General features: G+C 66.5%; 23 protein-coding genes and 2 pseudogenes. 17 read left to right on the plus strand and 8 right to left on the minus strand.

Annotated elements, in window-relative coordinates; genetic code table 11:
• Positions 1–8 precede the first annotated feature (8 nt).
• Positions 9–470: a hypothetical protein gene (locus EO139_RS19900; protein ID WP_119129287.1), complete on the minus strand. Its 462-nt coding sequence runs from the start codon at positions 468–470 to the stop codon at positions 9–11.
• A gap of 397 nt (positions 471–867) precedes the next feature.
• Here EO139_RS19900 and EO139_RS19905 point away from each other — a divergent pair, with 397 nt between their 5' ends.
• The 4 genes and pseudogenes from EO139_RS19905 (at position 868) to EO139_RS19920 (ending at position 4207) form a co-directional block, all read left to right on the plus strand.
• Entirely contained in the window at positions 868–1188 is a 321-nt protein-coding gene (locus tag EO139_RS19905; protein WP_104649618.1) for a DUF4156 domain-containing protein, read from the plus strand.
• A gap of 101 nt (positions 1189–1289) precedes the next feature.
• The gene (locus EO139_RS19910; protein WP_016903994.1) at positions 1290–2306 is read left to right on the plus strand and encodes a 3-oxoacyl-ACP synthase III; all 1017 of its coding nucleotides are present in this window, start codon (positions 1290–1292) and stop codon (positions 2304–2306) included.
• A 115-nt stretch (positions 2307–2421) separates the two neighbouring features.
• Positions 2422–3175, plus strand: a pseudogene (locus EO139_RS21840) (Fic/DOC family N-terminal domain-containing protein).
• 129 nt (positions 3176–3304) lie between these two features.
• Positions 3305–4207 carry an alpha/beta fold hydrolase gene (locus EO139_RS19920; protein ID WP_126972143.1) on the plus strand — a complete coding sequence of 301 codons (903 nt, stop codon included), beginning with the start codon at positions 3305–3307 and terminating at the stop codon, positions 4205–4207.
• A gap of 156 nt (positions 4208–4363) precedes the next feature.
• Here the strand turns inward: EO139_RS19920 and EO139_RS19925 are convergent, their stop codons facing one another.
• Positions 4364–4747, minus strand: a complete 384-nt coding sequence (locus tag EO139_RS19925; RefSeq protein WP_104585398.1) for a YkgJ family cysteine cluster protein — start codon at positions 4745–4747, stop codon at positions 4364–4366.
• Positions 4748–5207: 460 nt separating this feature from the next.
• Between EO139_RS19925 and oleC the strand changes: the two genes are divergently transcribed.
• From oleC to EO139_RS19940, 3 genes are all read left to right on the plus strand, one after another.
• Positions 5208–6860 carry an olefin beta-lactone synthetase gene (oleC, locus tag EO139_RS19930; RefSeq protein ID WP_126972145.1) on the plus strand — a complete coding sequence of 551 codons (1653 nt, stop codon included), beginning with the start codon at positions 5208–5210 and terminating at the stop codon, positions 6858–6860.
• A gap of 90 nt (positions 6861–6950) precedes the next feature.
• Complete coding sequence (gene oleD, locus EO139_RS19935) at positions 6951–7961, plus strand: 2-alkyl-3-oxoalkanoate reductase (protein WP_104649615.1); 1011 nt, start codon at positions 6951–6953, stop codon at positions 7959–7961.
• A gap of 64 nt (positions 7962–8025) precedes the next feature.
• Entirely contained in the window at positions 8026–8184 is a 159-nt protein-coding gene (locus tag EO139_RS19940; protein ID WP_003468167.1) for a DUF1328 domain-containing protein, read from the plus strand.
• 117 nt (positions 8185–8301) lie between these two features.
• On the opposite strand, the gene EO139_RS19945 is transcribed toward EO139_RS19940, so the two are convergent.
• Both EO139_RS19945 and EO139_RS19950 read right to left on the minus strand, forming a co-directional pair.
• Positions 8302–8784, minus strand: coding sequence for a GNAT family N-acetyltransferase (locus EO139_RS19945; RefSeq protein ID WP_126972147.1), 483 nt, complete (start codon positions 8782–8784; stop codon positions 8302–8304).
• A gap of 53 nt (positions 8785–8837) precedes the next feature.
• Positions 8838–9128: pseudogene (locus tag EO139_RS19950) on the minus strand (D-alanine--D-alanine ligase A); the annotation flags it as partial.
• Between the two features lie 269 nt (positions 9129–9397).
• On the opposite strand from EO139_RS19950, the gene EO139_RS19955 reads away from it, so the two are divergent.
• The 4 genes from EO139_RS19955 (at position 9398) to EO139_RS19970 (ending at position 13287) form a co-directional block, all read left to right on the plus strand.
• Complete coding sequence (locus tag EO139_RS19955; protein WP_126972149.1) at positions 9398–10042, plus strand: SCP2 sterol-binding domain-containing protein; 645 nt, start codon at positions 9398–9400, stop codon at positions 10040–10042.
• Entirely contained in the window at positions 10039–11712 is a 1674-nt protein-coding gene (ubiB, locus tag EO139_RS19960) for a ubiquinone biosynthesis regulatory protein kinase UbiB (protein WP_104583959.1), read from the plus strand. Before EO139_RS19955 ends, ubiB begins: the two co-directional genes overlap by 4 nt.
• Before the next feature lie 104 nt (positions 11713–11816).
• Complete coding sequence (locus tag EO139_RS19965; protein ID WP_126972151.1) at positions 11817–12404, plus strand: class I SAM-dependent methyltransferase; 588 nt, start codon at positions 11817–11819, stop codon at positions 12402–12404.
• Between the two features lie 112 nt (positions 12405–12516).
• Positions 12517–13287: a pseudouridine synthase gene (locus EO139_RS19970; protein ID WP_164739940.1), complete on the plus strand. Its 771-nt coding sequence runs from the start codon at positions 12517–12519 to the stop codon at positions 13285–13287.
• Positions 13288–13677: 390 nt separating this feature from the next.
• Here the strand turns inward: EO139_RS19970 and EO139_RS19975 are convergent, their stop codons facing one another.
• Positions 13678–14223: a DUF2059 domain-containing protein gene (locus tag EO139_RS19975; RefSeq protein WP_104583956.1), complete on the minus strand. Its 546-nt coding sequence runs from the start codon at positions 14221–14223 to the stop codon at positions 13678–13680.
• A 93-nt stretch (positions 14224–14316) separates the two neighbouring features.
• On the opposite strand from EO139_RS19975, the gene arfB reads away from it, so the two are divergent.
• From arfB to dcp, 4 genes are all read left to right on the plus strand, one after another.
• Positions 14317–14748, plus strand: coding sequence for an alternative ribosome rescue aminoacyl-tRNA hydrolase ArfB (gene arfB, locus EO139_RS19980; protein WP_104583955.1), 432 nt, complete (start codon positions 14317–14319; stop codon positions 14746–14748).
• A gap of 2 nt (positions 14749–14750) precedes the next feature.
• Complete coding sequence (locus EO139_RS19985; RefSeq protein ID WP_104583954.1) at positions 14751–15380, plus strand: lysophosphatidylcholine acyltransferase; 630 nt, start codon at positions 14751–14753, stop codon at positions 15378–15380.
• Between the two features lie 235 nt (positions 15381–15615).
• Positions 15616–16632, plus strand: a complete 1017-nt coding sequence (locus tag EO139_RS19990) for an isoaspartyl peptidase/L-asparaginase (RefSeq protein WP_164739941.1) — start codon at positions 15616–15618, stop codon at positions 16630–16632.
• Between the two features lie 106 nt (positions 16633–16738).
• On the plus strand, positions 16739–18907 hold the full coding sequence (gene dcp, locus EO139_RS19995) for a peptidyl-dipeptidase Dcp (RefSeq protein ID WP_164739942.1): 2169 nt from the start codon (positions 16739–16741) through the stop codon (positions 18905–18907).
• Positions 18908–19238: 331 nt separating this feature from the next.
• Here the strand turns inward: dcp and EO139_RS20000 are convergent, their stop codons facing one another.
• Positions 19239–20294, minus strand: a complete 1056-nt coding sequence (locus EO139_RS20000; RefSeq protein ID WP_126972155.1) for an MBL fold metallo-hydrolase — start codon at positions 20292–20294, stop codon at positions 19239–19241.
• Between the two features lie 101 nt (positions 20295–20395).
• On the opposite strand from EO139_RS20000, the gene EO139_RS20005 reads away from it, so the two are divergent.
• Positions 20396–21028 carry a TetR/AcrR family transcriptional regulator gene (locus EO139_RS20005; RefSeq protein ID WP_119129297.1) on the plus strand — a complete coding sequence of 211 codons (633 nt, stop codon included), beginning with the start codon at positions 20396–20398 and terminating at the stop codon, positions 21026–21028.
• A 75-nt stretch (positions 21029–21103) separates the two neighbouring features.
• Here the strand turns inward: EO139_RS20005 and EO139_RS20010 are convergent, their stop codons facing one another.
• Both EO139_RS20010 and EO139_RS20015 read right to left on the minus strand, forming a co-directional pair.
• Entirely contained in the window at positions 21104–22366 is a 1263-nt protein-coding gene (locus EO139_RS20010; protein WP_126972157.1) for a cation:proton antiporter, read from the minus strand.
• Positions 22367–22741: 375 nt separating this feature from the next.
• Positions 22742–23698, minus strand: coding sequence for a LysR family transcriptional regulator (locus EO139_RS20015; protein ID WP_104583950.1), 957 nt, complete (start codon positions 23696–23698; stop codon positions 22742–22744).
• A gap of 118 nt (positions 23699–23816) precedes the next feature.
• Between EO139_RS20015 and aceB the strand changes: the two genes are divergently transcribed.
• Positions 23817–25433, plus strand: a complete 1617-nt coding sequence (aceB, locus tag EO139_RS20020; protein ID WP_126972159.1) for a malate synthase A — start codon at positions 23817–23819, stop codon at positions 25431–25433.
• Positions 25434–25462: the final 29 nt, after the last annotated feature.

Raw genomic sequence — 25462 nt, forward strand, 5'->3', positions numbered from 1 at the left:
GCGCATGCTCAAAGGCTGATGGCGGCGTTGACCAGCGCTTCCAGTTCGACCGGCGCCGGCTGCAGCTGCGGCACCGGCAGGTTGACGATGACCTGGCCCATCAGCGCGCCGATGGCAGCGGCAGCCTGGCCGGAGGTGCTCTGCGCGGTGGCAGCGGTGCTGCGGGTCACCAGTTCGGCGCGCTGGTCGGCCGACGGACGCACCTGCACCGCAGCGAGGGTGACGACGCGCGGGCCGGCCTGTTCGGCGGCCAAGGCGGCCAGCTGATCGGCGGACGGACGCACCTGCACGGCGGCCAGGGTGCGGATGGCGCTGGTGCGTTCCAGCGTCTGCTGGGCAAGCTGGTCGGCCGATGGGCGCACCTGCACGGTGTCCAGCGTGGTCAGGCTGCCGGCCTGGGCGAAACCGGCCAGGGTGGTGCCGGCAAGCAGGGCGGCGGAGAGGGCGATGCGCAGGGTCTGGGTCTTCATGGCGAGGTCTCTTGGTGTGGGTGGTCAGTGGTGTGGTAGTAAGGTAGTACACCGTTTCGGTAAGCGCAACGACTTTCGTGGCGCGATTTTATTTATTCAGCTTGCAGTCATTTTCAGTCGTCGAGACAACTGGCTTCGTTGCTTGCCCATGACATGGAGCAAGCAACGTGCCAATGGCAGATCATTGTTTTGCAAGGGATTTGCGCGCGGAGGCCGTGTCCGCGTCCGGACACCCGGACGTGTGTGCGGGCGGCGGACACCGCTGGAATCGAGAAAACACGACGATCGGGGCGATGTTCAGTGCGCTGAACGAGTGGCGTGCGGCCATGCGGCGCAACCCGATCGCCGGCCGGCAACTGCGGCACAATCCGGCTTCGTCCTCAGGGGTCTACGACTTATGCGCGTGCTGATGCTGTCTGTTCTGGTTGCCGCCACCACCGCGGCCTGCACCTGGGTGCCCATCGAACAAAGCGGCAAAAACGTGCAGGTGCTGCCCGCAGGCCCTGTGCCAGCTGGCTGTCAGCAGCAGGGCGAGGTGGTGGTATCGGTCAAGAGCAAGGTTGGCTTCTACAACCGCAACCCGTTGCGGGTGCAGGAAGAGCTGGAAACGCTGGCACGCAACGAGGCGCCGGGCGCCAATGCCAACACGGTCCAGGCGCAGGGTCAGCCGGCCGATGGCAGCCAGCGTTTCAATGCCTTCCGCTGCCCGCCGCGCTGAACCGTTGGGCTGGGGCGCGGCCGCTGCAATTGTAAAGATGCGGTAAAACGAGCCAGCGGCTAGACTAGCGCCCCCTCGCCTGACGCCATGGCGCTACTTCGATGCTCTTCCAGAATGTCTCCATCGCGGGACTGGCGCATATTGATGCGCCGCACACGCTGACTTCCAAGGAAATCAACGAGCGCCTGCAACCGACCTACGACCGCCTCGGGATTCGGACCGACGTGTTGGGCGACGTTGCGGGTATCCATGCACGGCGCTTGTGGGACCAGGATGTCCAGGCCTCGGACGCCGCCACCCAGGCTGCACGCAAGGCACTGCTCGACGCCGGCATCGGCATCGAGAAGATCGGCCTGCTGGTCAACACCTCGGTGAGCCGCGACTACCTGGAGCCGTCCACGGCCTCCATCGTGTCCGGCAACCTCGGGGTCGGCGATCACTGCGTCACCTTCGACGTGGCCAACGCCTGCCTCGCCTTCATCAACGGCATGGACATCGCCGCCCGCATGCTCGAGCGCGGCGAGATCGACTACGCGCTGGTCGTCGACGGTGAAACCGCCAACCTGGTGTACGAGAAGACCCTCGAGCGCATGACCTCGCCCGACGTCACCGAAGAAGAGTTCCGCAATGAACTCGCTGCGTTGACCCTGGGTTGCGGCGCCGCGGCCATGGTGATGGCGCGCACCGAGCTGGTGCCCGACGCGCCGCGCTACAAGGGTGGCGTGACCCGGTCGGCCACCGAGTGGAACAAGCTGTGTCGCGGCAACCTGGACCGCATGGTCACCGACACCCGCCTGTTGCTGATCGAAGGCATCAAGCTGGCACAGAAGACCTTCCTGGCCGCCAAGCAGGCGATGGGCTGGGCAGTGGACGAGCTGGACCAGTTCGTCATCCACCAGGTCAGCCGCCCGCATACCGCTTCATTCGTGAAGTCGTTCGGCATCGATCCGGCCAAGGTCATGACCATCTTCGGCGAACACGGCAACATCGGCCCGGCTTCGGTACCGATTGTGCTGAGCAAGCTCAAGGAACTCGGCCGCCTGAAGAAGGGCGACCGCATCGCGTTGATGGGCATCGGCTCGGGGCTGAACTGCTCGATGGCCGAAGTGGTCTGGTGATGCGTGTGATAGTGCCCGGTCGCTGCTCTTGTACGCCGGGCAATATTACTGCTTAGGTAAAGAAGTGGTATCTAAGTTTCCTTGCAGGAATGCATGCGGTCTGTAAGGAAAGACGATGGCTCAGCGCATCACCGGACACGACGTTGCTGGCGCTCTCGCAGGGAGCCGTTACCAGGCGTTCGTTCCTGATCCGTTGCCGCCAGTGCCGGCACCGGATTTCGCACAGGCCGAACTGGTGGCCCGAAAAGAGCGCGCCGACCAGGCATCAGGGCGACTGGACGGCATCACGCTGATGCTGCCGGACCCGGAACTGTTTCTTTATCAGTACATCCGCAAGGAAGCCTTGCTGTCGTCCCAGATCGAAGGGACCCAGTCATCGCTCTCGGACCTATTGCTGTTCGAGATGGATGCGGCAGCGGGCGTGCCTGTCGACGATGTCGAACCTGAGCCTGTATTTCAAGCGCCGTCGTGCCGATTACTACGACCGCCTCAATGCGGTGCGACTCAACGGTGACTGGGAAGGATGGCTGGGTTTCTTTCTGGATGGTATGGCAGAGACCGCGCAACAAGCCGTCGACACCGCGCAGCGCCTGCTGGCACTGTTGGCACGTGATCGGGCCCGCATTGCCGCTTTGGGCCAGCGAGCAGGTAACGTCGGCCTGGTGTTTGAGCAGTTTGCGCGGCGCGTGGTATTGGCGGTGCCGCAAGTGGCGCCCGCCCTGTCGTTGAGTGCGCCCACCATCCGTGCCGCAGTACGCACCCTGCAGGAGCTGGAAATCGTCAACGAACTCACCGGCCAGCAGCGGCATCGTATTTTTGCCTATCACGCCTATCTCGACATCCTCAGCGAAGGAGCGCAGCCGCTGTGAGCGATTCGTTTGTGCACGGCCGTTCCCGACGACGCAGAGACACCTGGCGTATGTTCGATACTGTCGTGGCGATGTAGCTGGCGACGTGCCAGACGCACCCAGTCCAAGCTTTAGCAAATAGAGAGATCCATGAACTACCCCGGCTATCCCTTCACTTCCCAGCGCCTTGAGGTGCGTCCCGGTATTGCGATGTCGTATCTGGACGAAGGTCCGCGCGATGGCGAGGTGGTCGTGATGCTGCACGGCAATCCGTCGTGGAGCTACCTGTGGCGGAATCTGGTGAGCGGCCTGTCGGACCGTTACCGCTGCATCGTGCCGGACCATATCGGCATGGGGCTGTCCGACAAGCCGGACGATGCGCCCGACGCGCAGCCACGTTACGACTACACGCTGCAGTCGCGCGTGGACGACCTGGACACGCTGTTGCGGCATCTGGGCATCACCGGCCCGGTCACGCTGGCGGTACACGACTGGGGCGGCATGATCGGGTTCGGCTGGGCGTTGTCGCATCATGCGCAGGTCAAGCGGCTGGTGATCACCAATACCGCTGCGTTCCCGTTGCCGCCGGAAAAGCCGATGCCGTGGCAGATCGCGATGGGCCGGCATTGGGGCCCGGGCGAGTGGTTCATCCGCACGTTCAATGCGTTTTCCTCCGGTGCGTCCTGGTTCGGCGTGTCGCGGCGGATGCCGGCCGATGTACGCCGTGCGTATGTGGCGCCCTACAACAATTGGCGCAACCGCATCTCCACCATTCGCTTCATGCAGGATATTCCGCTGTCGCCGGCCGACCAGGCCTGGTCGCTGCTGGAGCGCTCGGCGCAGGCATTGCCCGCGTTCGCCGACCGGCCGGCGTTTATCGCCTGGGGATTGCGCGACATCTGCTTCGACAAGCACTTCCTGGCCGGCTTTCGCAAGGCATTGCCGAACGCCGAAGTCACCGCGTTCGACGATGCCAATCACTACGTGCTGGAAGACAAGCACGAAGTGCTGGTGCCGGCGATCCGTGCGTTCCTGGAGCGCAATCCGCTCTGACCCGGTCATCAGGATGCCGCGGGCGCCCGGCAGGTAGGTGCGGGCACGCGCCGGGGCTGGAGTAGGTCAGTGGCCAGGCCGATGCCGGGCATCGGCCGCGTCGCGTGCGGTGCCGCGCGCCGTAAACAGACGTGCATGCACCCGCAGCGATAGTCGCTACAGCGGCGGCAGCGGATTGCGCTGGGCATCGTCCACGCCCAGCCAGTCGGCTTCGGTCAGTGCATGCAGGCCGTGCGCCAACCGGGATTTGTCGCATTGCGCGCTGCGCTGGCCAAACTCCAGCGAGGCCGGTACGGCGGCACAGGAGGAGGGTCGGCGATCATGGATGCTGCAGCGGCTGTAGCGGCCGATGTCTGCGTCCAGCGCGATGCAGCGCGGCTGCGATTGCGACGTGCCGCGCATGACCCGCTCGTGCGTGCGCAGCGCATCGGTCAGCTCGATCGGCACCCTGCCGCCCAATGCGGGGTCGGCTTCGCTCCAGTGGAAACTGACGCGGAAGTAGGCGCAGCAGGCGCCGCAGGTAAGGCAGGGATGTGCCATGGAATGCCGGGCCTTGCGCGGCAAAACAACGTGGAGAGCGCGGCATTCTGACCGAACCACGGCGCGATACAAGTGGCGCATCGCGGCGGCAGGTTAGTGATTCATGCGCGTGCGCGCCGGAGGAGCGGCGCGCGCTGGGGGCGAGCAGGTTGCCTGTCGGGTGCTGACGACCGCCTGCCGCGTCGGCATTGCCAGAGTGTTCGCGTGTAGAACGATCACCAGCGACCGGGGGAATCGCTGACGCGCGCTTTTCGCAGGCACTCGACCACGTTGCAATGCGCCTAAAAATAAAAGACGCAGGCGCGGAGGTGGCAGTGATTACTGCACACTTGCGCTGCCAAGGCCTGGTTGCCTTGCAGGGAAAACCATCGTTGTGCCGTCGCCGAGCGTCGCGTGCATCTGCGACGTTGAGCCGGATGCAAGCGGCCGGTACCGTCGGCGGATGGGTGATAATGCGGCAATGACCACTCTTTGCAATATCGCCGCCACCCTGCCGGAGCTCGCGCGCGAGCGCCCCGACCAGATCGCCATCCGTTGCCCGGGCCGCCGCGGCGCCAATGGGGTTGCCGCCTACGATGTGACCTTGAGCTATGCCGAGCTGGATGCGCGCAGCGATGCGATCGCCGCCGGGCTGGCGCTGCACGGTATCGGACGCGGTGCGCGCGCGGTGGTGATGGTGCGGCCGTCGCCGGAGTTCTTCCTGCTGATGTTTGCCTTGTTCAAGGCCGGCGCGGTGCCGGTGCTGGTGGATCCGGGCATCGACAAGCGCGCGCTCAAGCAGTGCCTGGACGAAGCGCAGCCGCAGGCGTTTATCGGCATTCCGCTTGCGCAGCTGGCGCGTCGCCTGTTGCGTTGGGCGCGTTCTGCAAAGCAGATCGTCAGCGTCGGCGGCCGTTACGGCTGGGGCGGGGTGACATTGGCGCGCGTGGAACGCGATGGCGCCGGCGCCGGCAGCCAGCTGGCCAACACCGGGCCGGGCGATGTGGCCGCCATCCTGTTCACCAGCGGCTCGACCGGCGTACCCAAGGGGGTGGTGTACCGACACCGGCATTTCGTCGGCCAGATCGAGTTGCTGCGCAATGCCTTCGGCATGCAGCCCGGCGGCGTGGATCTGCCGACGTTCCCGCCATTTGCGTTGTTCGATCCGGCACTGGGGCTGACCTCGGTGATTCCGGACATGGATCCGACCCGCCCGGCCACCGCCGATCCGCGCAAATTGCACGATGCGATCGACCGCTTCGGCGTGACGCAGTTGTTCGGCTCGCCGGCGTTGATGCGCGTGCTGGCCGATTACGGGCAGCCGCTTCCCAACGTGCGCCTGGCCACCTCGGCCGGTGCGCCGGTGCCGCCGGATGTGGTGGCCAAGATCCGCACGCTGTTGCCGGCAGATGCGCAATTCTGGACGCCGTATGGCGCCACCGAATGCCTGCCGGTGGCGGCGATAGAAGGGCGCACGCTGGATGCCACCCGCGCGGCCACCGAGGCCGGCGCCGGCACCTGTGTCGGCCAGGTCGTCGCGCCCAACGAGGTACGCATCATCGCCATCGACGATGCAGCCATTCCCGAATGGAGCGGCGCGCGCGTGCTGGCGGTGGGCGAGGTCGGCGAGATCACCGTCGCCGGTCCCACCACCACCGACACCTACTTCAACCGCGACGCGGCCACGCGGATTGCCAAGATCCGTGAGCGCAACGCGGATGGCAGCGAACGCATCGTGCATCGCATGGGCGATGTGGGGTATTTCGATGCCGAAGGGCGCTTGTGGTTCTGCGGGCGCAAGACCCACCGCGTGGAAACGGCCAGCGGCCCGCTCTACACCGAGCAGGTGGAACCGGTCTTCAACGTGCACCCGCAGGTGCGGCGCACTGCCCTGGTCGGCGTCGGCGCGCCCGGACAGCAGCAGCCGGTGCTGTGCGTGGAACTACAGCCAGGCGTTGCGGCATCGGCGTTTGCGCAAGTGGAAACCGCCTTGCGCGCGCTGGGCGCGGCGCATCCGCACACCGCAGGCATCACACGTTTCCTGCGCCATTCGGGGTTCCCGGTGGACATCCGCCACAATGCCAAGATCGGCCGCGAAACGCTGGCGATCTGGGCGGCGCAGCAACGTGGCTGAGCTGTCGATGCACATCGCGCAGGCGGCTGGCCGCATCGCCAATCCCGGCTGCGCCCGCTATTGTGTGCACCCTTGCGATGGAGGTGATGCGTGCGCATCCTGGTGACCGGTGGTGGTGGCTTTCTTGGCCAGGCGTTGTGCCGCGGCCTGCGCGCGCGCGGGCACGAGGTGGTGAGTTTCCAGCGCGGCGATTACCCGGTGTTGCAGACCCTGGGCGTGGGCCAGATCCGTGGCGACCTGGCCGATCCGCAGGCGGTGCGGCATGCCTTCGCCGGCATCGATGCGGTCTTCCACAACGCCGCCAAGGCCGGTGCATGGGGCAGCTATGACAGCTATCACCAGGCCAATGTGGTGGGCACGCAGAACGTGCTCGACGCGTGTCGGGCCAACGGTGTGCCGCGCCTGATCTATACCTCCACACCGAGCGTGACCCATCGCGCCACCAATCCGGTGGAAGGCCTGGGCGCCGACGAAGTGCCGTATGGCGAGGATCTGCGCGCTGCATATGCCGCAACCAAGGCGATCGCCGAGCGCGCGGTGCTGGCGGCCAACGATGCGCAACTGGCGACGGTGGCCTTGCGTCCGCGCCTGATCTGGGGCCCGGGTGACAATCATCTGTTGCCGCGCCTGGCCGCGCGTGCGCGCGCCGGGCGGCTGCGCATGGTCGGCGACGGCAGCAACCTGGTGGACAGCACCTACATCGACAATGCCGCGCAGGCGCATTTCGATGCGTTCGCGCATCTCGCTCCCGGTGCCGCGTGTGCGGGCAAGGCGTACTTCATCTCCAACGGCGAGCCCTTGCCGATGCGCGAGTTGCTCAATCGCCTGCTGGCCGCAGTGGATGCACCGGCAGTGACGCGTTCGCTATCGTTCAAGACCGCATACAGAATCGGTGCAATCTGCGAGACCATGTGGCCACTGTTGCGTCTGCCTGGCGAAGTGCCGTTGACGCGTTTTCTGGTGGAACAGCTGTGTACGCCGCACTGGTACAGCATGGAACCGGCACGCCGTGATTTCGGCTATGTTCCGCAGGTCAGCATCGAGGAAGGACTGCAACGGCTGCGATCCTCATCTTCCAACGACATCGCCATCACTCGATAAAGACCGTCATGCGTTCAGGATACGTCTGCGCCGATTCGGCACGACAACTTCTGGAATCCTTGCCATGCTGCATTACGCCATCATCTTTTTCGTCATCGCCATCATCGCCGCCGTGCTGGGCTTCAGTGGTATCGCCGGTGCGGCGACCAATATCGCCTGGATCCTGTTCGTGGTGTTCCTGATCCTGGCAGTGATCTCGATGTTCCGTCGCGGCAAGGTATAACGCCTAGCTGCGATACGTTACGGCAGCGGCGCTGCCGGCGGACGCTCACAGGGCCCGCTTCCGCAAGGAGGCGGGCCCTGTGCGTTGTGGATACTCAAAAATTCAATTACGGCTGCTTCAAAGCAGTTTTTCGAGATACTGCACGTGCTTGCCGTTGCCGAGCAGCGCATCGCCGATGGGCTGAAAACCCAGCTGCAGATGCAGCGCCAGCGATGCCGGATTGGGTGGGACCAGGTTGACCTCGCAAACCAGGCGCGGCTGCGCCGCTGCACGTGCGGCGTGGATGAGTTCGTCATACAGCTGCCTGGCAAGCCCGCGCCTGTGTGCATGCGCAGCGATCACGATGCGGTCGATGTAGACAAAGCGCGCGAAGCGTTGCGCCATCCAGGCGAAGTTCGGGTTGGCGTACGCGGCGCGCTGATCCAGCGCGATCAGCAGACCATCCGCAGGCGCGACCATGCGTGCGTGCCAGGCCAGTTGCAGCAATGCGGCCAGTCCATCGGCATCCAGCAGCGACAATTCGGTGGCATGCGCATTATTGAGCGCGAGCAGTGCGCGGTGGTCGTCGCGTTGCACCGCACGCACATGGGCCCGGCTCATGCGCCTGGGCCGACCGCACTGCGCAGCACCTGATCGTCTGCATGCCGTTGCAGCGCCAGCGCCTGCTCCCGCTGGGTCGGACGCAATTGCTGTTGCTGCGCGCCCGGCAGCAAAGCGACGCCGCGACCGCTGCGATGCAGCGCGATGCGCGCCGGGTCGTCGGCATTGAGCAGGAAACTGTCGGGGTCGTTGACGTGCCACTGGCCTTGCTTGTCGATGCCGATCAGCACCGGCTCGAAGCGCTGCGGGTCCAGCGCATCGAGAATGTTGCGCGCTGACTGCAGCGAGACTTCGTGCTCGGCCGACTTGCCGCCGAAGATGAGACCGACCCGGATCTTGCGCATTGCCTGCTCCTGCCACCTGGCGTGATGAGGTCGCCAGCATGCCCGCGGCAGGCGCGCCGACGGAAGTCCTGCATCGCCGCCGTATGCGGTGTGGCGATCCAGGGCAGGTGCACGGTCAACGGCCGGGTCTGTCCGTTGTGGGGATGCGGCTGCGATTGCAGCGGCCTGGCTGCCGAGGCGCCCTGCGATGCGCGTCATCCTGGTCTCCGGCCTGCACCTGCCACACACCATCAAGCAGTAGCGACATGCAGGGACGGTAGAATGCGCCCATGCCCGGATCCCTGTTCAACTCACTCAAGCCGCTCGCCGGCCAGGCCCTGCAAGCCGCGCTCAATCGCGCGCTGGCACTGGACCCCGATACCCGCGACGCCCTGCTGCCGCTGGAAGGCCAACGCATCGCACTGACGCTGGAGGCGCCTGCGCTGGCCCTGCAGATCCGCGTGCACGAGCGCCGCTTGCTGGTTGGCCCGGTGGACCAGGGGCAGGAGCCGGATCTGGCCGTGCGCAGCAGCCTGGCCGGCTTGCTCGGCCAATTGCCGTTCCTGGCCAATGCGCGCCGCAGCGGCGCACCGGCCGGGCGGCTCAAGGTCTCCGGCGATGCCGAACTGGCGCGCCAGCTGCAGCAACTGGCCGGCCGTTTCGATCCGGATTGGCAGTTGCCGTTCGTGGCGGTGTTCGGGCAGATCCTCGGCGTGCAGATCGCCAATGCGGTGCGCGCAGCGCTGCAGCAGGCCCGCCGCAGCGCGGTGGATCTGGCGCAGAGCGCGGCTGAATTCGTGACAGAGGAATCGCGCGATGTGGTGCCGCGCGCCGAACTTGAGGCCTTCCACGACGATGTCGACGAACTGCGCGACGACGTCGAACGGCTGGCCGCGCGCGTGGCGCGCCTGCGCGCGGCCGGAGGTGCGGCATGAAGGCGCTGCTGCGGGCCAGCCGCATCGGCCGGGTGATCCTGCGCTATCGCCTGGACGACCTGCTGCAGGACACCCCGGCCGAGCGCTGGCTGCGCCTGGCCAAGCCGTTCGTGCCACGCGCCAGTGCCGAGATCGCCGCGCAATCGCGCGGTGCGCGGCTGCGGCTGGCGTTGCAGGAACTGGGGCCGATCTTCGTCAAGTTCGGGCAGATCCTGTCGACCCGGCGCGACCTGATTCCGGCCGACGTGGCCGATGAATTGACCCTGCTGCAGGACCGTGTCAAGCCCTTCGATGGCGAAGCGGCGCGGCTGATCGTCGAGCGCGCGCTGGGCCTGCCGGTGAGCGTGGCGTTTGCCGCGTTCGACACCGTACCGCTGGCCTCGGCCTCGATCGCGCAGGTGCATGCGGCCACCTTGCCGCCGGATGCCAACGGCGTGCGCCGCGAGGTGGTGGTCAAGGTGTTGCGCCCGGACATCGAGCGCCAGATCGATGCCGATATCGCCTTGCTGCAGTCGCTGGCCACGCTGGTCGAGCGCACCCACCCGCGTGCGGACAAGATCCGGCCGCGCGAGGTGGTGGCCGAGATCGAAGGCACCTTGTCGGCCGAACTGGACCTGCAGCGCGAAGGCGCCAACGCCAGTGTGCTGCGCCGGTTCTGGGAAGGCTCGGACGATCTGTACGTGCCCGAGGTGATCTGGTCGCACACCGCCGAGCGTGCGCTCACGCTGGAGCGCGTGTACGGCATTCCGTCCGACGACATCGCCAGGCTCGATGCGGCCGGCATCGATCGCAAGGCGCTGGCGGCCAAGGGCGTGCGCGTGTTCTACACGCAGGTGTTCCGCGACAACTTCTTCCATGCCGATGCGCACGCCGGCAACATCTGGGTCGATTCGGATCCGGAGCGCCGGCTCAATCCGCGCTTCATCGCGCTGGATTTCGGCATCATGGGCCAGCTCTCGCAGGAGGATCAGTACTACCTGGCCGAGAACTTCATGGCGATCTTCCACAAGGATTACCGCCGCATGGCCGAGCTGCACGTGGAAGCGGGCTGGATGCCCGACAACGTGCGCATCGACGAACTGGAAGCGGCCGCGCGCTCGGTGTGCGAGCCGTACTTCACCCGGCCGCTGTCGGAGATTTCGCTGGCCGAAGTGCTGATCAAGCTGTTCCGCGTCGCGCAGCGCTACGAACTGACGCTGCAGCCGCAGCTGATCCTGCTGCAGAAAACCTTGCTCAACATCGAAGGCGTCGGCCGCCAGCTCGACCCCAGGCTGGATATCTGGGCCGTGGCACGGCCGGTGCTCGAACGCATCCTGCGCGAGCGTTACAGCCCGCGCCGCGTGCTCGGCGAGCTGCGCAAGCGGCTGCCGGAAATCATGACGCATGCGCCGGACATGCCGCGCCTGGTGCACAGCTGGTTGAAGCAGCAGGTCGAGGGCCGCCATCAGCTCGACATCCGTTCGGCCGAGCTGCGCGCGCTGGACCTGAGCCTGCGCAAGCTGCAGACGCGCGTGGTCACCGCCATCACCGGCAGCGGCCTGCTGGTGGTGGCCGCGGTGCTGTATGGCCTGCACCCGAATGGCTGGTACCTGGGCACGGTGCCGGTGTGGAGCTGGATCAGCGGCGCGGCCGGCTCGGTGGCCCTGCTGGTCGCCTGGCTGCGGCGCTGAAGCACTAATGCTGAAGCACTGCCGCAGGTGGCCTGCTGCATCCGGCTGGGTAGCGGCGGTGCCTGCAGCAGCACGATGACGAAGCCGTTCCCGGCGAGGTGGTGATGATCGATCTGCAGGCGTTGAAAGACGAATTGGCACGGTTCGGCAGCGACAACGATGCGCAGCAGCTGGCGCGCGACCGGCGCATGCTCAACATCACGCCCGACACCGGGCAGTTGCTGGCGGTGCTGGTGCGTGCCACCGCTGCGCGGCGCGTTCTGGAGATCGGCACCTCCAACGGGTATTCGACGCTATGGCTGGCCGAAGCGGCCGCGGCGATCGGTGGGCATGTCACCACGGTGGAACATGCGGCCGACAAGGTGGCCCTGGCGCAGGCCACGCTGGCGCGCAGCGGCCTGGCGGCATCGGTGGAGCTGGTGCACGGCGATGGCGGCGCATGGCTGGCCCAGGCGGCCAGCGCCAGCATCGATCTGGTCTTTCTGGATTCGGCGCGCGGCGAGTATGTACGCTGGTGGCCGGCACTGCGCCGCGTGCTGCGCGGCGGCGGCCTGCTGGTGGTCGACAATGCGCTCTCGCATGCCGACGAACTGGCGCCGTTCACCGCGCTGCTGGCTGCCGATCCAGCAGTTACCTGCAGCGTGGTGCCGGTGGGCAAGGGCGAGTTGCTGGCGGTGTGCGGCGCGGGCTGAGCGTGCACCGCTGACCTGCAACGACCTCACGCCCCAAGGCGTGTGACTGGCGGGCGCCACATGCTCTGCCAGCACCGGGGTGCGGTCAATCGCGTAGTGGCACGCCGGTGCAGTGGCATGCGCTGCCCACGGCGCGGATAATCCGCCGGTGAGCACATCCCCCAAGCACTTGCAGATTCTCCACCAGGACGCGGTCCTGGCCGTCGTCGACAAACCTGCCGGGCTGATGGTCCACGACAGCAAGCTGGCGCGCGGGGAGGACGACTTCCTGGCCGACCGCCTGCGCGAACAGCTGGGCCGGCCGATCTTCCTGGTGCACCGGCTCGACCGCGCCACCAGCGGCTGCCTGCTGCTGGCGTTCGATCGCGAGGCCGCCAGTGCGCTGGGCAAGGCCTTGATGGCCGGCGAAGTGGAGAAGGACTATCTGACCGTGTGCCGCGGCTGGCCGGCCGAGCAGCGCTTCAGCGTCGACCACGACCTGGACGGCGGCCCCGGCAAGCCGGTCAAGAAGCCGGCGGTGACCCACTTCCAGCGCCTGGCCACCGGCGAGCTGGAGATCCCGTCCACCGGCTTTGCCACCTCGCGCTATGCCTTGCTGCGCTGCCAGCCGCAGACCGGGCGGTTCCGGCAGATCCGCCGGCACATGAAACACCTGTCGCATCACATGATCGGCGACACCAGCCATGGCGATGGCCGGCACAACCGCAGCTTCCGCATGCTTGGCATCCACCGCATGCTGCTGCATGCCGAGCGCCTGGGATTCCCGCATCCGGCCGATGGACGGCGCATCAGCGTCACTGCGCCGCTGGATGTGGAATTCGCCAAGGCCTGCGCGTTGTTCGGGTGGGAGATGCCGGGGTTGGGAGTCATGCCGGCGGCGTGATTGGCGTGCCTGGTCCAGAGATCGAGACGTCCACTCGGCATGCAAGAAAGCTGCGCAAGCGTCCCCCTCACCCCAACCCCTCTCCCGCAGGCGGGAGGGGCTCAAGCACGACGCCCACTGCCCGCCTTCCCCGCGTTCCCGCGTTGCCGCCTTCTCCGCTCACCTTCCAAGTTGCTTCCTTCCCTCGCTTGCGGGGGAAGGTGCCCGAAGGGCGGATGGGGGCCTGATCGCCACCGAGCCTCAGGACCGCGGCTCTCCCCGATGGGGGAGGGCTGCTTCGGTCAGCGGAAAAGTTGAAGCATTGCGATAACCGGCAACGCACTCACCCCGGATCCGCAACCGCCGCAGCAAGCACGCCGTTGCGACTCCCCAATCCCGAATCCCCGCCCGTCAGGGCTTCTGCGGTGCCGCCGCCGGCTCGTTGACGATCTTCTCCAGATCCTTCTGCAAATCGGCAAACAGCGGCAGCATCTTCTGCTGGATCGCGCCCATCAGGTTCTGGGTCAGCGCCGGGGTCTTGTCCAGCAGGCTCTGGCCGGCCGAACTCTCGTAGAACTCGGCCATGGCCAGCACGTCCTCGCGCGAGAACGAGCGCTTGTAGATGTCCACATACATCGGGCGCAGCTCCGACCACGACAGCGCCTTGCGCACGGTCTGGCGGGTACGCTCCTGGATGCGCTGCAGCTGCGCCTGCTGGTCGGCGTCGAGCTGGCGCTGGGCGGTGAGCTGGGCGAACTGTTGCTGCTGCATCGCTTCGATCTGCGGCAGCATCGTGTCCAGCATGGTCTGCGCGCGCGAGGCGGCCAGCAGGCGGTTGATGTCGGCATCGCTGGGCGCCTGCGCGAAGGCGGCGGGCGTGGCCAGTGCCAGCGCAGCCAGCACGATCAGGCGGCGCGCCAAGGCGCGGGCGGTGGCGACGGAACGGGGTGGGGTCATCGGAGCATCCTGCAGGCTGGGGAACCGGCCGCAGCATACGGGAAGCCGGCGTTCGCGCGCGCGTCCATGCCGGTGCCGATACAATCGGGTTGAATGGCCAGCGACCCGATCCAGATCACCCCCAGCCTGACGATCCCGCCCAGCGAGATCGTCGAGCGCTTCGTGCGCGCCAGCGGCGCAGGCGGGCAGAACGTCAACAAGGTCTCCACTGCGGTGGAACTGCGCTTCGACGTGGCCGGCTCGCCGTCGCTGCCCGAACCGTTGCGCGCGCGGCTGCTGTCGCGGCGCGACCGGCGCATGACCGCCGAGGGCGTGCTGGTGATCGACGCGCAGCGCTTCCGCACCCAGGACCGCAACCGCGAGGATGCGCGCGAGCGGCTGGCCGAGATCATCAGTGCCTGCCTGTCGGTGCCCAAGCGCCGGGTCGCCACCAAACCGAGTCATGGTGCCAAGCTGCGGCGGCTGGATGCCAAGCGTGAGCGCAGTCATATCAAGCGTGGACGCTCTGCGTCCCACTGGGAGTAAGCGTGAGTCACACCGACCCGTCGTTGCCACCGGTAACACAGGCCAACATCCTGCTGCAGCCCTCTCCACCCAGAATGCCCCGCGCCCACGGCCGCTTCGGCCGCTGGCTGGGGCGCACGGCGCTGCGCCTGACCGGCTGGCGCCTGCTCGGGCGACTGCCCGACGAACCCAAGCTGGTGATGATCGTCGCCCCGCACTCGTCCAACTGGGACGGCTTCCTGGGCTTTGCGGCCAAGTTCGCGCTGGGCTTCGATGTGCGCGTGCTGGGCAAGGCGCAGCTGTTCTGGTGGCCATTGGGCCCGCTGCTGCGCAAGCTCGGTGGCATCCCGCTGGACCGCAGCTCGCCCCAGGGCACCATCGGCCAGGCGGTGCGGCTGATCCGTAATTCCGAGCAGATGTGGTACGTGATCACCCCCGAGGGCACCCGCAAGCGGGTGGAGCACTGGAAGGCCGGCTTCTGGAAGATCGCCTCCGATTCCAAGGTGCCGATCCTGCCGGTGTATTTCGACTACCCCAGCAAGACCGTGGGCATCGGCGAGCCGTTCTGGACCGGCACCGACATGGCCGCCGATATCGCCGCCATCCGCGCCTGGTACCGGCCGTGGCGCGGCAAGCATCGCGATACGTTGTGAGCGTGCCCCCCGCGGGCGGCAAGGCGCTCATGCACCTCACACATCGCTGCCGAAGGGCGGGCTGTGCGCGCGCAGGTGCTGGCAGGCGCGACCTTGCGTGCCGATCCCGAGTGCCGATGACCGATCGCCAGGACCACGTCCGTTTGCCACCGCGCCGGGGTTTTTGTCGCTCCCGGTCGCATGCATCCATGCCTGGCGTCGCCAGGCACGTTGCGACCTCCATCGAGGGAACACCATGATTGGCCTGTCCGCACGTGCACTGTGTCTGTCCATCTCTCTCCTGCTCGCCGCCGGCCCGGTATGGGCGGCCACGCCGATGCTGGTGATCCACGGCGGCGCAGGCGTGGAGAAATCCAGTCTTTCCAGCGAGGAACAGGCCCAGGCGCGCGAGGCGATGCAACGCGCGCTGCGCGCAGGGCATGCGGTGCTGCAACGTGGCGGCAGTGCAGTGGACGCGGTGGCGGCCACCATCACCGTGCTGGAGGACGCGCCGCAGTTCAACGCCGGGCGCGGTGCGGTGTTCACCCATGACGGCAAGAACGAGCTGGATGCCGCGATCATGGATGGCGCCACCGGCAAGGCCGGTGCGATTGCCGGCGTGCACACGGTCAGGAACCCGATCCAGCTGGCGCGCAGCGTCATGGACCATTCCAAGCACGTGATGCTCGTCGGTGACGGCGCCGAACAATTCGCGCGCGAGCAGGGCGTCACGTTGGTCGACCCCAGTTATTTCCGCACCGACAAGCGCTGGCAGCAGCTGCAAAAAGCGCTTAAGGCCGAAGCCGGCGACCGTCAGGCGCAGGCCGAACTGGACCTGGAAACCGCCAAGCACTTCGGCACCGTGGGCGCGCTGGCGCTGGATCGCGACGGCCATCTGGCCGCCGGTACGTCCACCGGCGGCATGACCAACAAGCGCTACGGCCGCGTCGGCGATGCGCCGATCATCGGTGCCGGCACCTACGCCAACGGCCAGTGTGCGGTGTCCGGCACCGGCTGGGGCGAGTTCTACATCCGCGCGGTGGCCGCCTACGACATCTGCGCACGCATGAAATACGCCGGGCAGTCCTTGCAACAGGCGGCCGAGACGGTGATCGACCAGCAGATTCCCAAGGCCGGCGGCGACGGCGGCGCCATCGCGCTGGACGCACAGGGCAACGCCGCATTCCCGTTCAATACCGAGGGCATGTACCGCGGCTGGATCGGCGCCGACGGCACCCCGCACGTGGCCATCTTCAAGGACGAGACGCTGTAGCGCGCATCCTCGACCGCGCCCCTCCATCCAATCCAACGGCACATGCCGACGCTGCGCAAACCCGCTAGCGTGGCCGGCTGCACTACCCACTCAGGAATCACACGCCATGTCGCGTACCGTCGTTCTGGCCGCTGCCATCACCCTGGCACTGGCCGCTTGTTCCGGAAAAGAGCCGTCCGGTAAGGAGTCCACCACCGTGCCCGAAAAGACCGCCACCACCCCGGCCGCGGATGCCGCGCCGAACCCGCTGCTGACCGCCAGCACGCTGCCGTTCCAGGCGCCGCCGTTCGACAAGATCAAGGACGCCGATTACCTGCCGGCCTTCGAGGAAGGCATGCGCCTGCACCTGGCCGACATCCGCAAGATCGCCGACAACCCCGAGCCGCCCAGCTTCGCCAATACCATCGAAGCGATGGAGCGCAGCGGCGAAACGCTCACGCGCGTGTCGCGCATCTTCTTCGGCCTGGTGCAGGCCGATACCAGCGACGCACGCCAGAAGATCCAGGAAGAGATCGCGCCCAAGCTGGCCGCGCACCAGGACGAGATCAATCTCGACCCGAAGCTCTTTGCGCGGGTCAAGACCATTTACGACCAGCGCGACACGCTGAGCCTGGAGCCGGAGCAGAAGCGCCTGGTCGAACGCGACTACGAAGAGCTGGTGCGCGCCGGCGCGCAGCTGTCGGAGGCCGACAAGGCCAGCCTGCGCAAGCTCAATATCGAGGAGACCACGCTCTCCACGCAGTTCCATACCCGCCTGGTCGCCGCCTCGGCCGCCGGCGCGGTGGTGGTGGACGGCAAGGCCAGGCTCGATGGCCTGAGCGAGGGCGATATCGCCGCCGCCGCCGATGCGGCCAAGGCGCGCAAGCTCGATGGCAAGTACCTGCTGACCCTGCAGAACACCACCCAGCAGCCGGTGCTGGCCTCGCTGAAGGACCGCCAGCTGCGCGCCGAGGTGCTCAAGGCCTCGGAAACGCGCGCGGAAAAGGGCGATGCCAATGACACCCGCCAGACCATCCAGCGCCTGGCGCAGCTGCGCGCGCAAAAGGCCAAGTTGCTCGGCTTCGACAACTACGCCGCCTACAGCCTGGGCGACCAGATGGCCAAGAGCCCGGATGCCGCACTCAAGCTGCTGACCGACACCGTGCCGGCCGCCACCGCCAAGGCACGCCGCGAAGTGGCCGAAATGCAGAAGGTGATCGACGCGCAGAAGGGTGGTTTCAAACTCGCCGCGTCCGATTGGGATTTCTATGCCGAGCAGGTGCGCAAGGCCAAGTACGACCTGGACGAGGCGCAGATCAAGCCGTATTTCGAACTGGACAACGTGCTGCAGAACGGCGTCTTCTACGCAGCCACGCAGCTGTACGGCATCACCTTCAAGCAGCGCACCGACATCCCGACCTATCACGCCGACATGAAGGTGTATGAAGTGTTCGATGCGGACGGCACCTCGATAGCGCTGTTCTACACCGACTACTTCAAGCGCGACAGCAAGTCCGGCGGTGCCTGGATGGATGTGTTCGTCGAGCAGGACGGCCTCACCGGTGCCAAGCCGGTGGTCTACAACGTCTGCAACTTCACCAAGCCGGCCGCCGGCCAGCCGGCGCTGCTGAGCTTCGACGACGTCACCACGCTGTTCCATGAGTTCGGCCACGCGCTGCACGGCATGTTCTCCAAGGTGAAGTATCCCTCGATCGCCGGCACCAGCACCTCGCGCGATTTTGTGGAATTCCCCTCGCAGTTCAACGAGCACTGGGCCTCCGATCCCAAGGTCTTCGCCAACTACGCCAAGCATTATCAAACCGGCGCAGCGATGCCGGCCGAGCTGGTGGAGAAGATCAAGAAGGCCAAGACCTTCAACAGCGGCTACGCCACCACCGAGTACCTGTCGGCCGCGCTGCTCGACCTGGCCTGGCACACCCAGCCGGCCGACGCGCCGTTGCAGGACGTGAGCAAGTTCGAAGCCGACGCCTTGAAGCGCTTCAAGGTGGACCTGTCCGAAGTGCCGCCGCGCTACCGCAGCAGCTATTTCGACCACATCTGGGGCGGCGGTTATTCGGCCGGGTACTACGCGTATTTCTGGTCGGAAGTGCTCGACGACGACGCGTTCGAGTGGTTCAAGGAACACGGCGGCTTGAACCGCAAGAATGGCGACATCTTCCGCGCCAAGATCCTTTCGCGCGGCAACACGGTCGACCTGGCCACGTTGTATCGCGATTTCCGCGGCAAGGACCCCAGCGTCAAGGCGCTGCTGGAAAATCGCGGTCTGACCGAGTGAGTGACCGAGTGATGTGCATGCGTCGTTGGCGCATGCGTGTGTAGTTGCTGCAGTCAGCAATCGCAACGGGATGGCCACGCGCCATCCCGTTCTTGTTTGCGGATGGTGCATCAGATGATGGGGGGCGATGCCACATCTGGAGCGGCGGCGCCTGTGATGTGTGATGTGTGATGCGCGCTTCCACATAATCCGAAGCGGCGGCATTAGCCCTGCGCTGACGAAGCAGCGCAGAGTTTTGTAGGCAGCAAGCATGCATGCCGCCGCGACTGCGCAGGGCAGCGCGTGAACGCCGCCCGCTCATGCGCCAACGCCAACGCTGCGATGCACTCAGCTAGCGCGTCGCCACCAGGCCGTCCGAGGCTTGCGTCGCAGCATCCTGTCGCCACCAGCGCAGGCGATTGGCGGGCGCTTCCAGGTCCACCCGCTCGCCCATGCGCGGCGTCGCCAGCGCAACGCCGGCGCCGTCGGCCAATGCCACGATCCGGTCCAGCGGCTCCTGCCACGCGTGCATCGCCAGATCGAAGGTGCCGTTGTGGATCGGCAGCAGGGTCTGCCCGCCGACGTCCAGATAGGCCTGCAGACTCTGCTCCGGTTGCATGTGCACGTGTGGCCATTGCTGGTCGTAGGCGCCGTTTTCGATCAGCGCCACGTCGAACGGCCCGAGCTGTTGGCCGATGGTCTTGAAATGCGGGCCGTAGCCGCCGTCTCCGCTGAAGAACAGGCGTAGCTCGCGGTCCTGGATCACCCAGGAGCACCAGAGCGAACGCCCGCTATCGAACACGCCGCGCCCGGAAAAATGCTGCGATGGGGTGGCGGTGAGCTGCAGGCCATCGATGGTGATCGCCTCCCACCAGTCCAGCTGGCGCACCTTGGCCGGGTCCACGCCCCAGCGCACCAGCAGATCGCCCACGCCCAAGGGCGCGACGAACACGCCGACGCGGCCGGCCAGTGCACGGATGCTGGTGCGATCGAGATGGTCGTAATGGTTGTGGGACAGGATCACCCCGGCCAGCGGCGGCAGCGCGTCCAGCGCGATCGGCGGCGCATGAAAGCGCTTGGGTCCGGCGAAGGGCACCGGCGAGGCGCGCTTGGAGAACACCGGGTCGGTCAGCCACAAGCCGCCGGCCAGCTTCATCAGCACGGTGGAATGGCCCAGGCGATACAGGCTGCGGTCGGGCGCGGACAGCAGCTGCGCGCGGGTCAGCGGCTGCACCGGCAGCGGCGTGGACGGCACCGTGGTGCTGGGCTTGTCGAAGAAGAACCTCCACATCAGGCCAATCTGCTCGCGCAGGCTGAGCACGGTGGTCGGCAGCGGCACTGCATTGCGGAACCGGCCATCGCGAAACTGTGGCGAAGCGGCATAGCGGGAAGGGCGCGAGGAAGCCATTGGGGAGTCCGACCGGGCAGGGGGTGACAGCAGGGGAAAGTTACACTGAACAGTGTAGTTTCATCGGGCTGAAAGTAAACTGTCCGGTGTAAAATGACCCGATGTCGACTGCATCTTCCCCCCCGACTGCGCCGCAACGGCTGACCGACCGCAAGCGCCTCGCCATCGTCGAGGCTGCCATTGCCGAGTTCCGCCAGCATGGCTTCGAGGCCACCAGCATGGACCGCGTGGCGGCCACCGCGGGCGTATCCAAGCGCACCGTCTACAACCACTTCCCCAGCAAGGACGCGTTGTTTGGCGAGATCCTGCGCGGGCTGTGGCAGCGCAGCGCCGATGCAGTGACTCTGGTCTACCGGCCCGACCAGCCGTTGCGTGCGCAGCTGATCCAGCTGCTGCAGCAGAAACTGCACCTGCTCGACGACCCGGCGTTCATCGACCTGTCGCGCGTCGCCATTGCCGAAGGCATCCATTCGCCCGCGCGCGCGCGCGAACTGATCGCGCAATTGGGCAGCAAGGAGGAAGGCACCACCACCTGGGTGCGCGCCGCATTGGCCGATGGCCGGTTGGCAGGCGTGGAGCCGGAGGTCGGCGCGCAGCAACTGCAGGCATTGATCAAGGGCTTCGCGTTCTGGCCGCAGATCGCCATGGGCCAGCCGCCACTGTCGCCACAGCAACGCACGCAAGTGGCCGAATCGGCGGTGGCGATGTTCCTGGGTTTGTACGGGCGCGCGTGATGGCCTGCGTTGCGCGGGCAGACGTGACGCGCCATGTCGCGCAACGACGCCGCACCGTGTTTCAGCGCTGCCTCGTCATTGCGGCGACTGGCCCGCACCCAGCCCGGTAGCAGTGGCGGCCTGCCGGCCGCGTTGGCACCAGGCCACCATCGGCGAGGCCATCACCGTGGTCACCAGCGTCATGCCGAACAGCAGCGTGAACAGGTCCGGCCCGATCACGCCGCTGTCCAGGCCGATCTTGATCACCACCAGTTCCATCAGCCCGCGTGCGTTCATCAGCGAACCCACGCTCAGGCTGTCGCGCCAGTCGTGGCCGCTCAGGCGCGCGCCCAGGGTGCAGCCGGCCAGCTTGCCGGTCACTGCCACGCCGACCACCAACGCAAAGCCGGCCACACCTGCGCCGACGAACACACCGGGGCTGGCGGCCTGGCCGGCGACCGCAAACAGCACCGGCATCAGCAAGGTGATCGCCAGGGGTTCGATGCGCCCGGCCAGGTGTTCCAGCAGGCGGTCGTCGCGCGGCACGCAGACGCCGAACAGGAATGCGCCGAAGATCGCATGCAGGCCGATCCATTCGGCCACCGCGGCGCAGGCCAGCAGACCGATCAGCACCCACACCAGCGCAGTTGGCGCATAGCCTCCATCGCGTGCGCGCGGCTTGAGCACGCGCGCATACAGCGGCTTCAACACGCCGAACACCACCGCAATCAGCACCACCGCAGCTGTCGCAGTAAACGCAACGCCGCCATGGTTGTTGCCGCCGGTCAGGGTGAGCACGATCGCCAGGAACATCCACACCGTGGCATCGTCGATCACCGCCGCGCCCAGCGCCAACCGGCCTGCGGGTGTGCGGGTCATGTTGCGATCCTTGAGGATGCGCGCCAGCACCGGAAACGCGGTCACCGACATCGCCGCGGCAATGAACAAGGCGAAGGGCCAGAAGCCGATGCCCTGCGGTGCAAAGCGCGCAAACAACCACGGTGCGGCGGCCAGCCCCAGCAGCAACGGCAGCACGATGCCGGACAGGCCCACCAGCACCGACGCACGCACCTGCGCGGTGGTGCCTTCCGGCGCGCGCAGCTCCACGCCGACGATGAACATGAAAAGCACCACGCCGATGTTGGCCAGGCCCGACAGCGACGGCAGACTGCTGGCGGCGAACAACATGCCATGCAATTCCGGCAACCACGCGCCGAATGCGATCGGCCCCAGCAGCAGGCCGGCGGCCATTTCGCCGATCACCGGCGGCTGCCCGACGCGCTGCAGCAGCGCGCCGCACGCACGTGACGCGCCCAGGATCACCGCCAACTGCACCAGCAATAACGTGGTCGGGTTCATTGCGTCAGCCTTGGTTGGTTGAGTCGGCTCGCCCCGCGGTGCGGGACGGCTACGCATCTGGTCAGTGAGTCCCCGGATTGACCAGCCGTTGATGACCTGCAGTGATACCCACAGCATCGGCCTAGTCTATGACGACAACCATCGTGCAGTAGATCGGGCCGACATCGATGCAGCGCAATCCGGAGTGGTTCGCGCTGCACGCTGGAATCAACCGTCAGTGCTGCGCGCGCATGGCTTGATCAAGCAACGCCTTCAATGGCGTACCGCATACCGCACACGGCATCGCCGATGAAGAGCGCATGGTGACCTCATACGCAGCGCATGGCGAGCAAGCTCAGGCGCCATGCGAACTCACGCCTGCAGCAGTCACAAGACTTACCGCTCCGAGTCACCACTTTCGTCATACCCGCGCGGGGGAAACAGATCCGGCTGGATCAGCTCGATAAAGGCGCGTGCCTGCGGCGACAGATACTTGCCCTTGCGCACCACCACGCCATAACTGCGGGTGGGGAAGTAATCCTTCAGCGAGCGGGTGGCGAGTGTGTCGCGGTCGGCCTCGGTGACGCAGATCGCGGTGACGATGGAGATGCCCATGCCCATCGCCACGTATTGCTTGATCACTTCCCAGCCGCCCACTTCCAGTGCCACGGTGTAGGGCACGCGCGCCTGCTGGAAGACCAGGTCGACCAGCCGATAGGTCACCTGCCGGCGTGGCGGCAGGATCAGCGGATACGGCGACAGGTCCTGCAGCGTGACCGTGGACGTGCCGGCCAACGGGTGGTCGTGCGGGGTGATCAGCAATTGTTCGAAGCGATACACCGGCGCGTAATTGAGGTCGGCCGGCACGTCCAGCATCGAGCCGATCGCCAGGTCCACTGCATCTTCGCGCAGCAGGTCGGTGCCGTCGGCGCTGATGGCGTTGTGCAGGGTCAGGCGCACGTCCGGGTGGCGCGCGCGGAACTTCGCCACGATGCGCGGCAGCAGGTACAGGATGGTGGAACTGTTGGCGGCGATATTGAGTTCACCGGCATCCAGGCCACGCACCTTTTCGCGGAAGCTGGCCTCCAGCCCGTCCAGGCTCTCCACCAGCGGCAGCGCCATGTCGTAGAGCAGCTGGCCCTCGCGGCTGGGTGCCATGCGTCGCCCCGAGCGCTCGAACAGGGCCACGCCCAGGTCACGTTCCAGCGCCTGCAACTGCAAGGTCACTGCCGGCTGGCTCACATAAAGCGCCTCAGCCGCCCGTGAGACAGAGCCAAGACGCACTGTCTGGCAGAACGCACGCAGCGGCTTGAGCCGATCAGATTTGTAGGAAAATCGAGGAGTTGGCGCCATCTGGATGTCTGCAACGACGCTGTATAAGCCTGCCTTATTTACAGCATTGATAAAACTGCTTTGTCAAATAGTTGCATGCGGCGCACGGTGCAGGTCCGGATGCACAAGGACTCCCGACATGTCTGCCACCGCTTTCGCCCCACGTCCCACCGAACGCGCCACGCCCGGTCTGTCGCTGACCACGCAGGTCGCAGGCCAGGCCGACCTCCTGCCGGCCGCTGCGCTGGCCTTGCTGGTGTCGCTGCACCGGGCCATCGAGCCCGGCCGCCAGCAGCGCCTGGCACAGCGGCGCGTCCGCCAGGCCGAGTTCGATGCCGGCCAGTTGCCGGACTTCCGCCCCGACACCCGCGCCATCCGCGATGGCGATTGGCGCGTGGCCGCGCTACCGGCGGCGCTGCAGGACCGCCGGGTGGAAATCACCGGCCCCACCGATCCGAAGATGGTCATCAACGCGCTCAATTCCGGCGCCAAGGTGTTCATGGCCGACTTCGAGGATTCCACCGCGCCGACCTGGCGCAACCTGCTGGCCGGCCAGCGCACGCTGGCCGCTGCGGTGCGTGGCGATCTCAGCTTCGATGCGCCCAACGGCAAGCACTACGCGCTGCGCCCGGAAGCCGAGCGCGCAGTGCTGATCGTGCGTCCGCGTGGCTGGCATCTGGATGAGAAGCACGTGCTCATCGATGGCCAGCCGCTGGCCGGGGGGCTGTTCGACGCGGCGGTGTTCGCCTTCCATAACGCCCGCGCGCTGCTGGCCAGGGATCGCGGCCCGTATCTGTATCTGCCCAAGCTGCAGAGCATGGAAGAGGCCGCGCTGTGGGAGACCGCGCTGGCGCATATCGAAGCCATGCTCGGCCTGCCGCATGGCCAGATCAAGGTGACCGTGCTGATCGAGACGCTGCCGGCGGTGTTCGAGATGGACGAGATCCTGCACGCGCTGCGCGAGCGCATCGTCGGGCTCAACTGCGGACGCTGGGACTACATCTTTTCGTACCTGAAGACCTTCCGCGCGCATCGCGACCGCGTGCTGCCCGAACGTGGCCAGGTCACCATGACCCAGCCATTCCTGAAGGCGTATTCGGAACTGCTGATCAAGACCTGCCATCGCCGCGGCGCACATGCGATGGGCGGCATGGCCGCGCAGATTCCGATCAATCACGACGAGGCCGCCAACGAGCAGGCGATGGCACGGGTGCGTGCCGACAAGCTGCGCGAGGTCAGCGCCGGCCACGATGGCACCTGGGTGGCGCATCCGGCGTTGATTCCGGTGGCGATGAAGATCTTCGACGAGCACATGCCCACCGCGCATCAGCAGCATGTCCTGCGCAACGACGTGCAGGTGACGCGCGACATGCTGATCGCGCCTTCGCCGGGCACCATCACCCGCGCCGGTTTCGAAGGCAATGTCGAAGTCTGCGTGCGTTATCTGGCCGCATGGCTGGACGGCAATGGATGCGTGCCGATCCACAACCTGATGGAAGACGCCGCCACTGCCGAGATCAGCCGCGCGCAGCTGTGGCAGTGGTTGCATCACGGCCAGCATCTGGACGACGGCACCGCCATCGATCAGCCCTTGTTGCAGGCCGCGTTGCGTGCGCTGCCGGCGCGCCTGGGCGCGACCGATGCACTGCCGGGCGCCGCACGCATCGACGACGCCATTGCATTGCTGGACACACTCAGCCGTGCCGATGCGCTGGCCGATTTCCTCACCGTGCCGGCATATCGCCTGATCGAGTGAGCCAACGCGGCAGCGACACGCCGGCGTCC

Origin of the sequence: Xanthomonas sp. BRIP62411 (genome assembly GCF_003993525.1) — a bacterium.
Lineage (GTDB): Bacteria > Pseudomonadota > Gammaproteobacteria > Xanthomonadales > Xanthomonadaceae > Xanthomonas > Xanthomonas euroxanthea.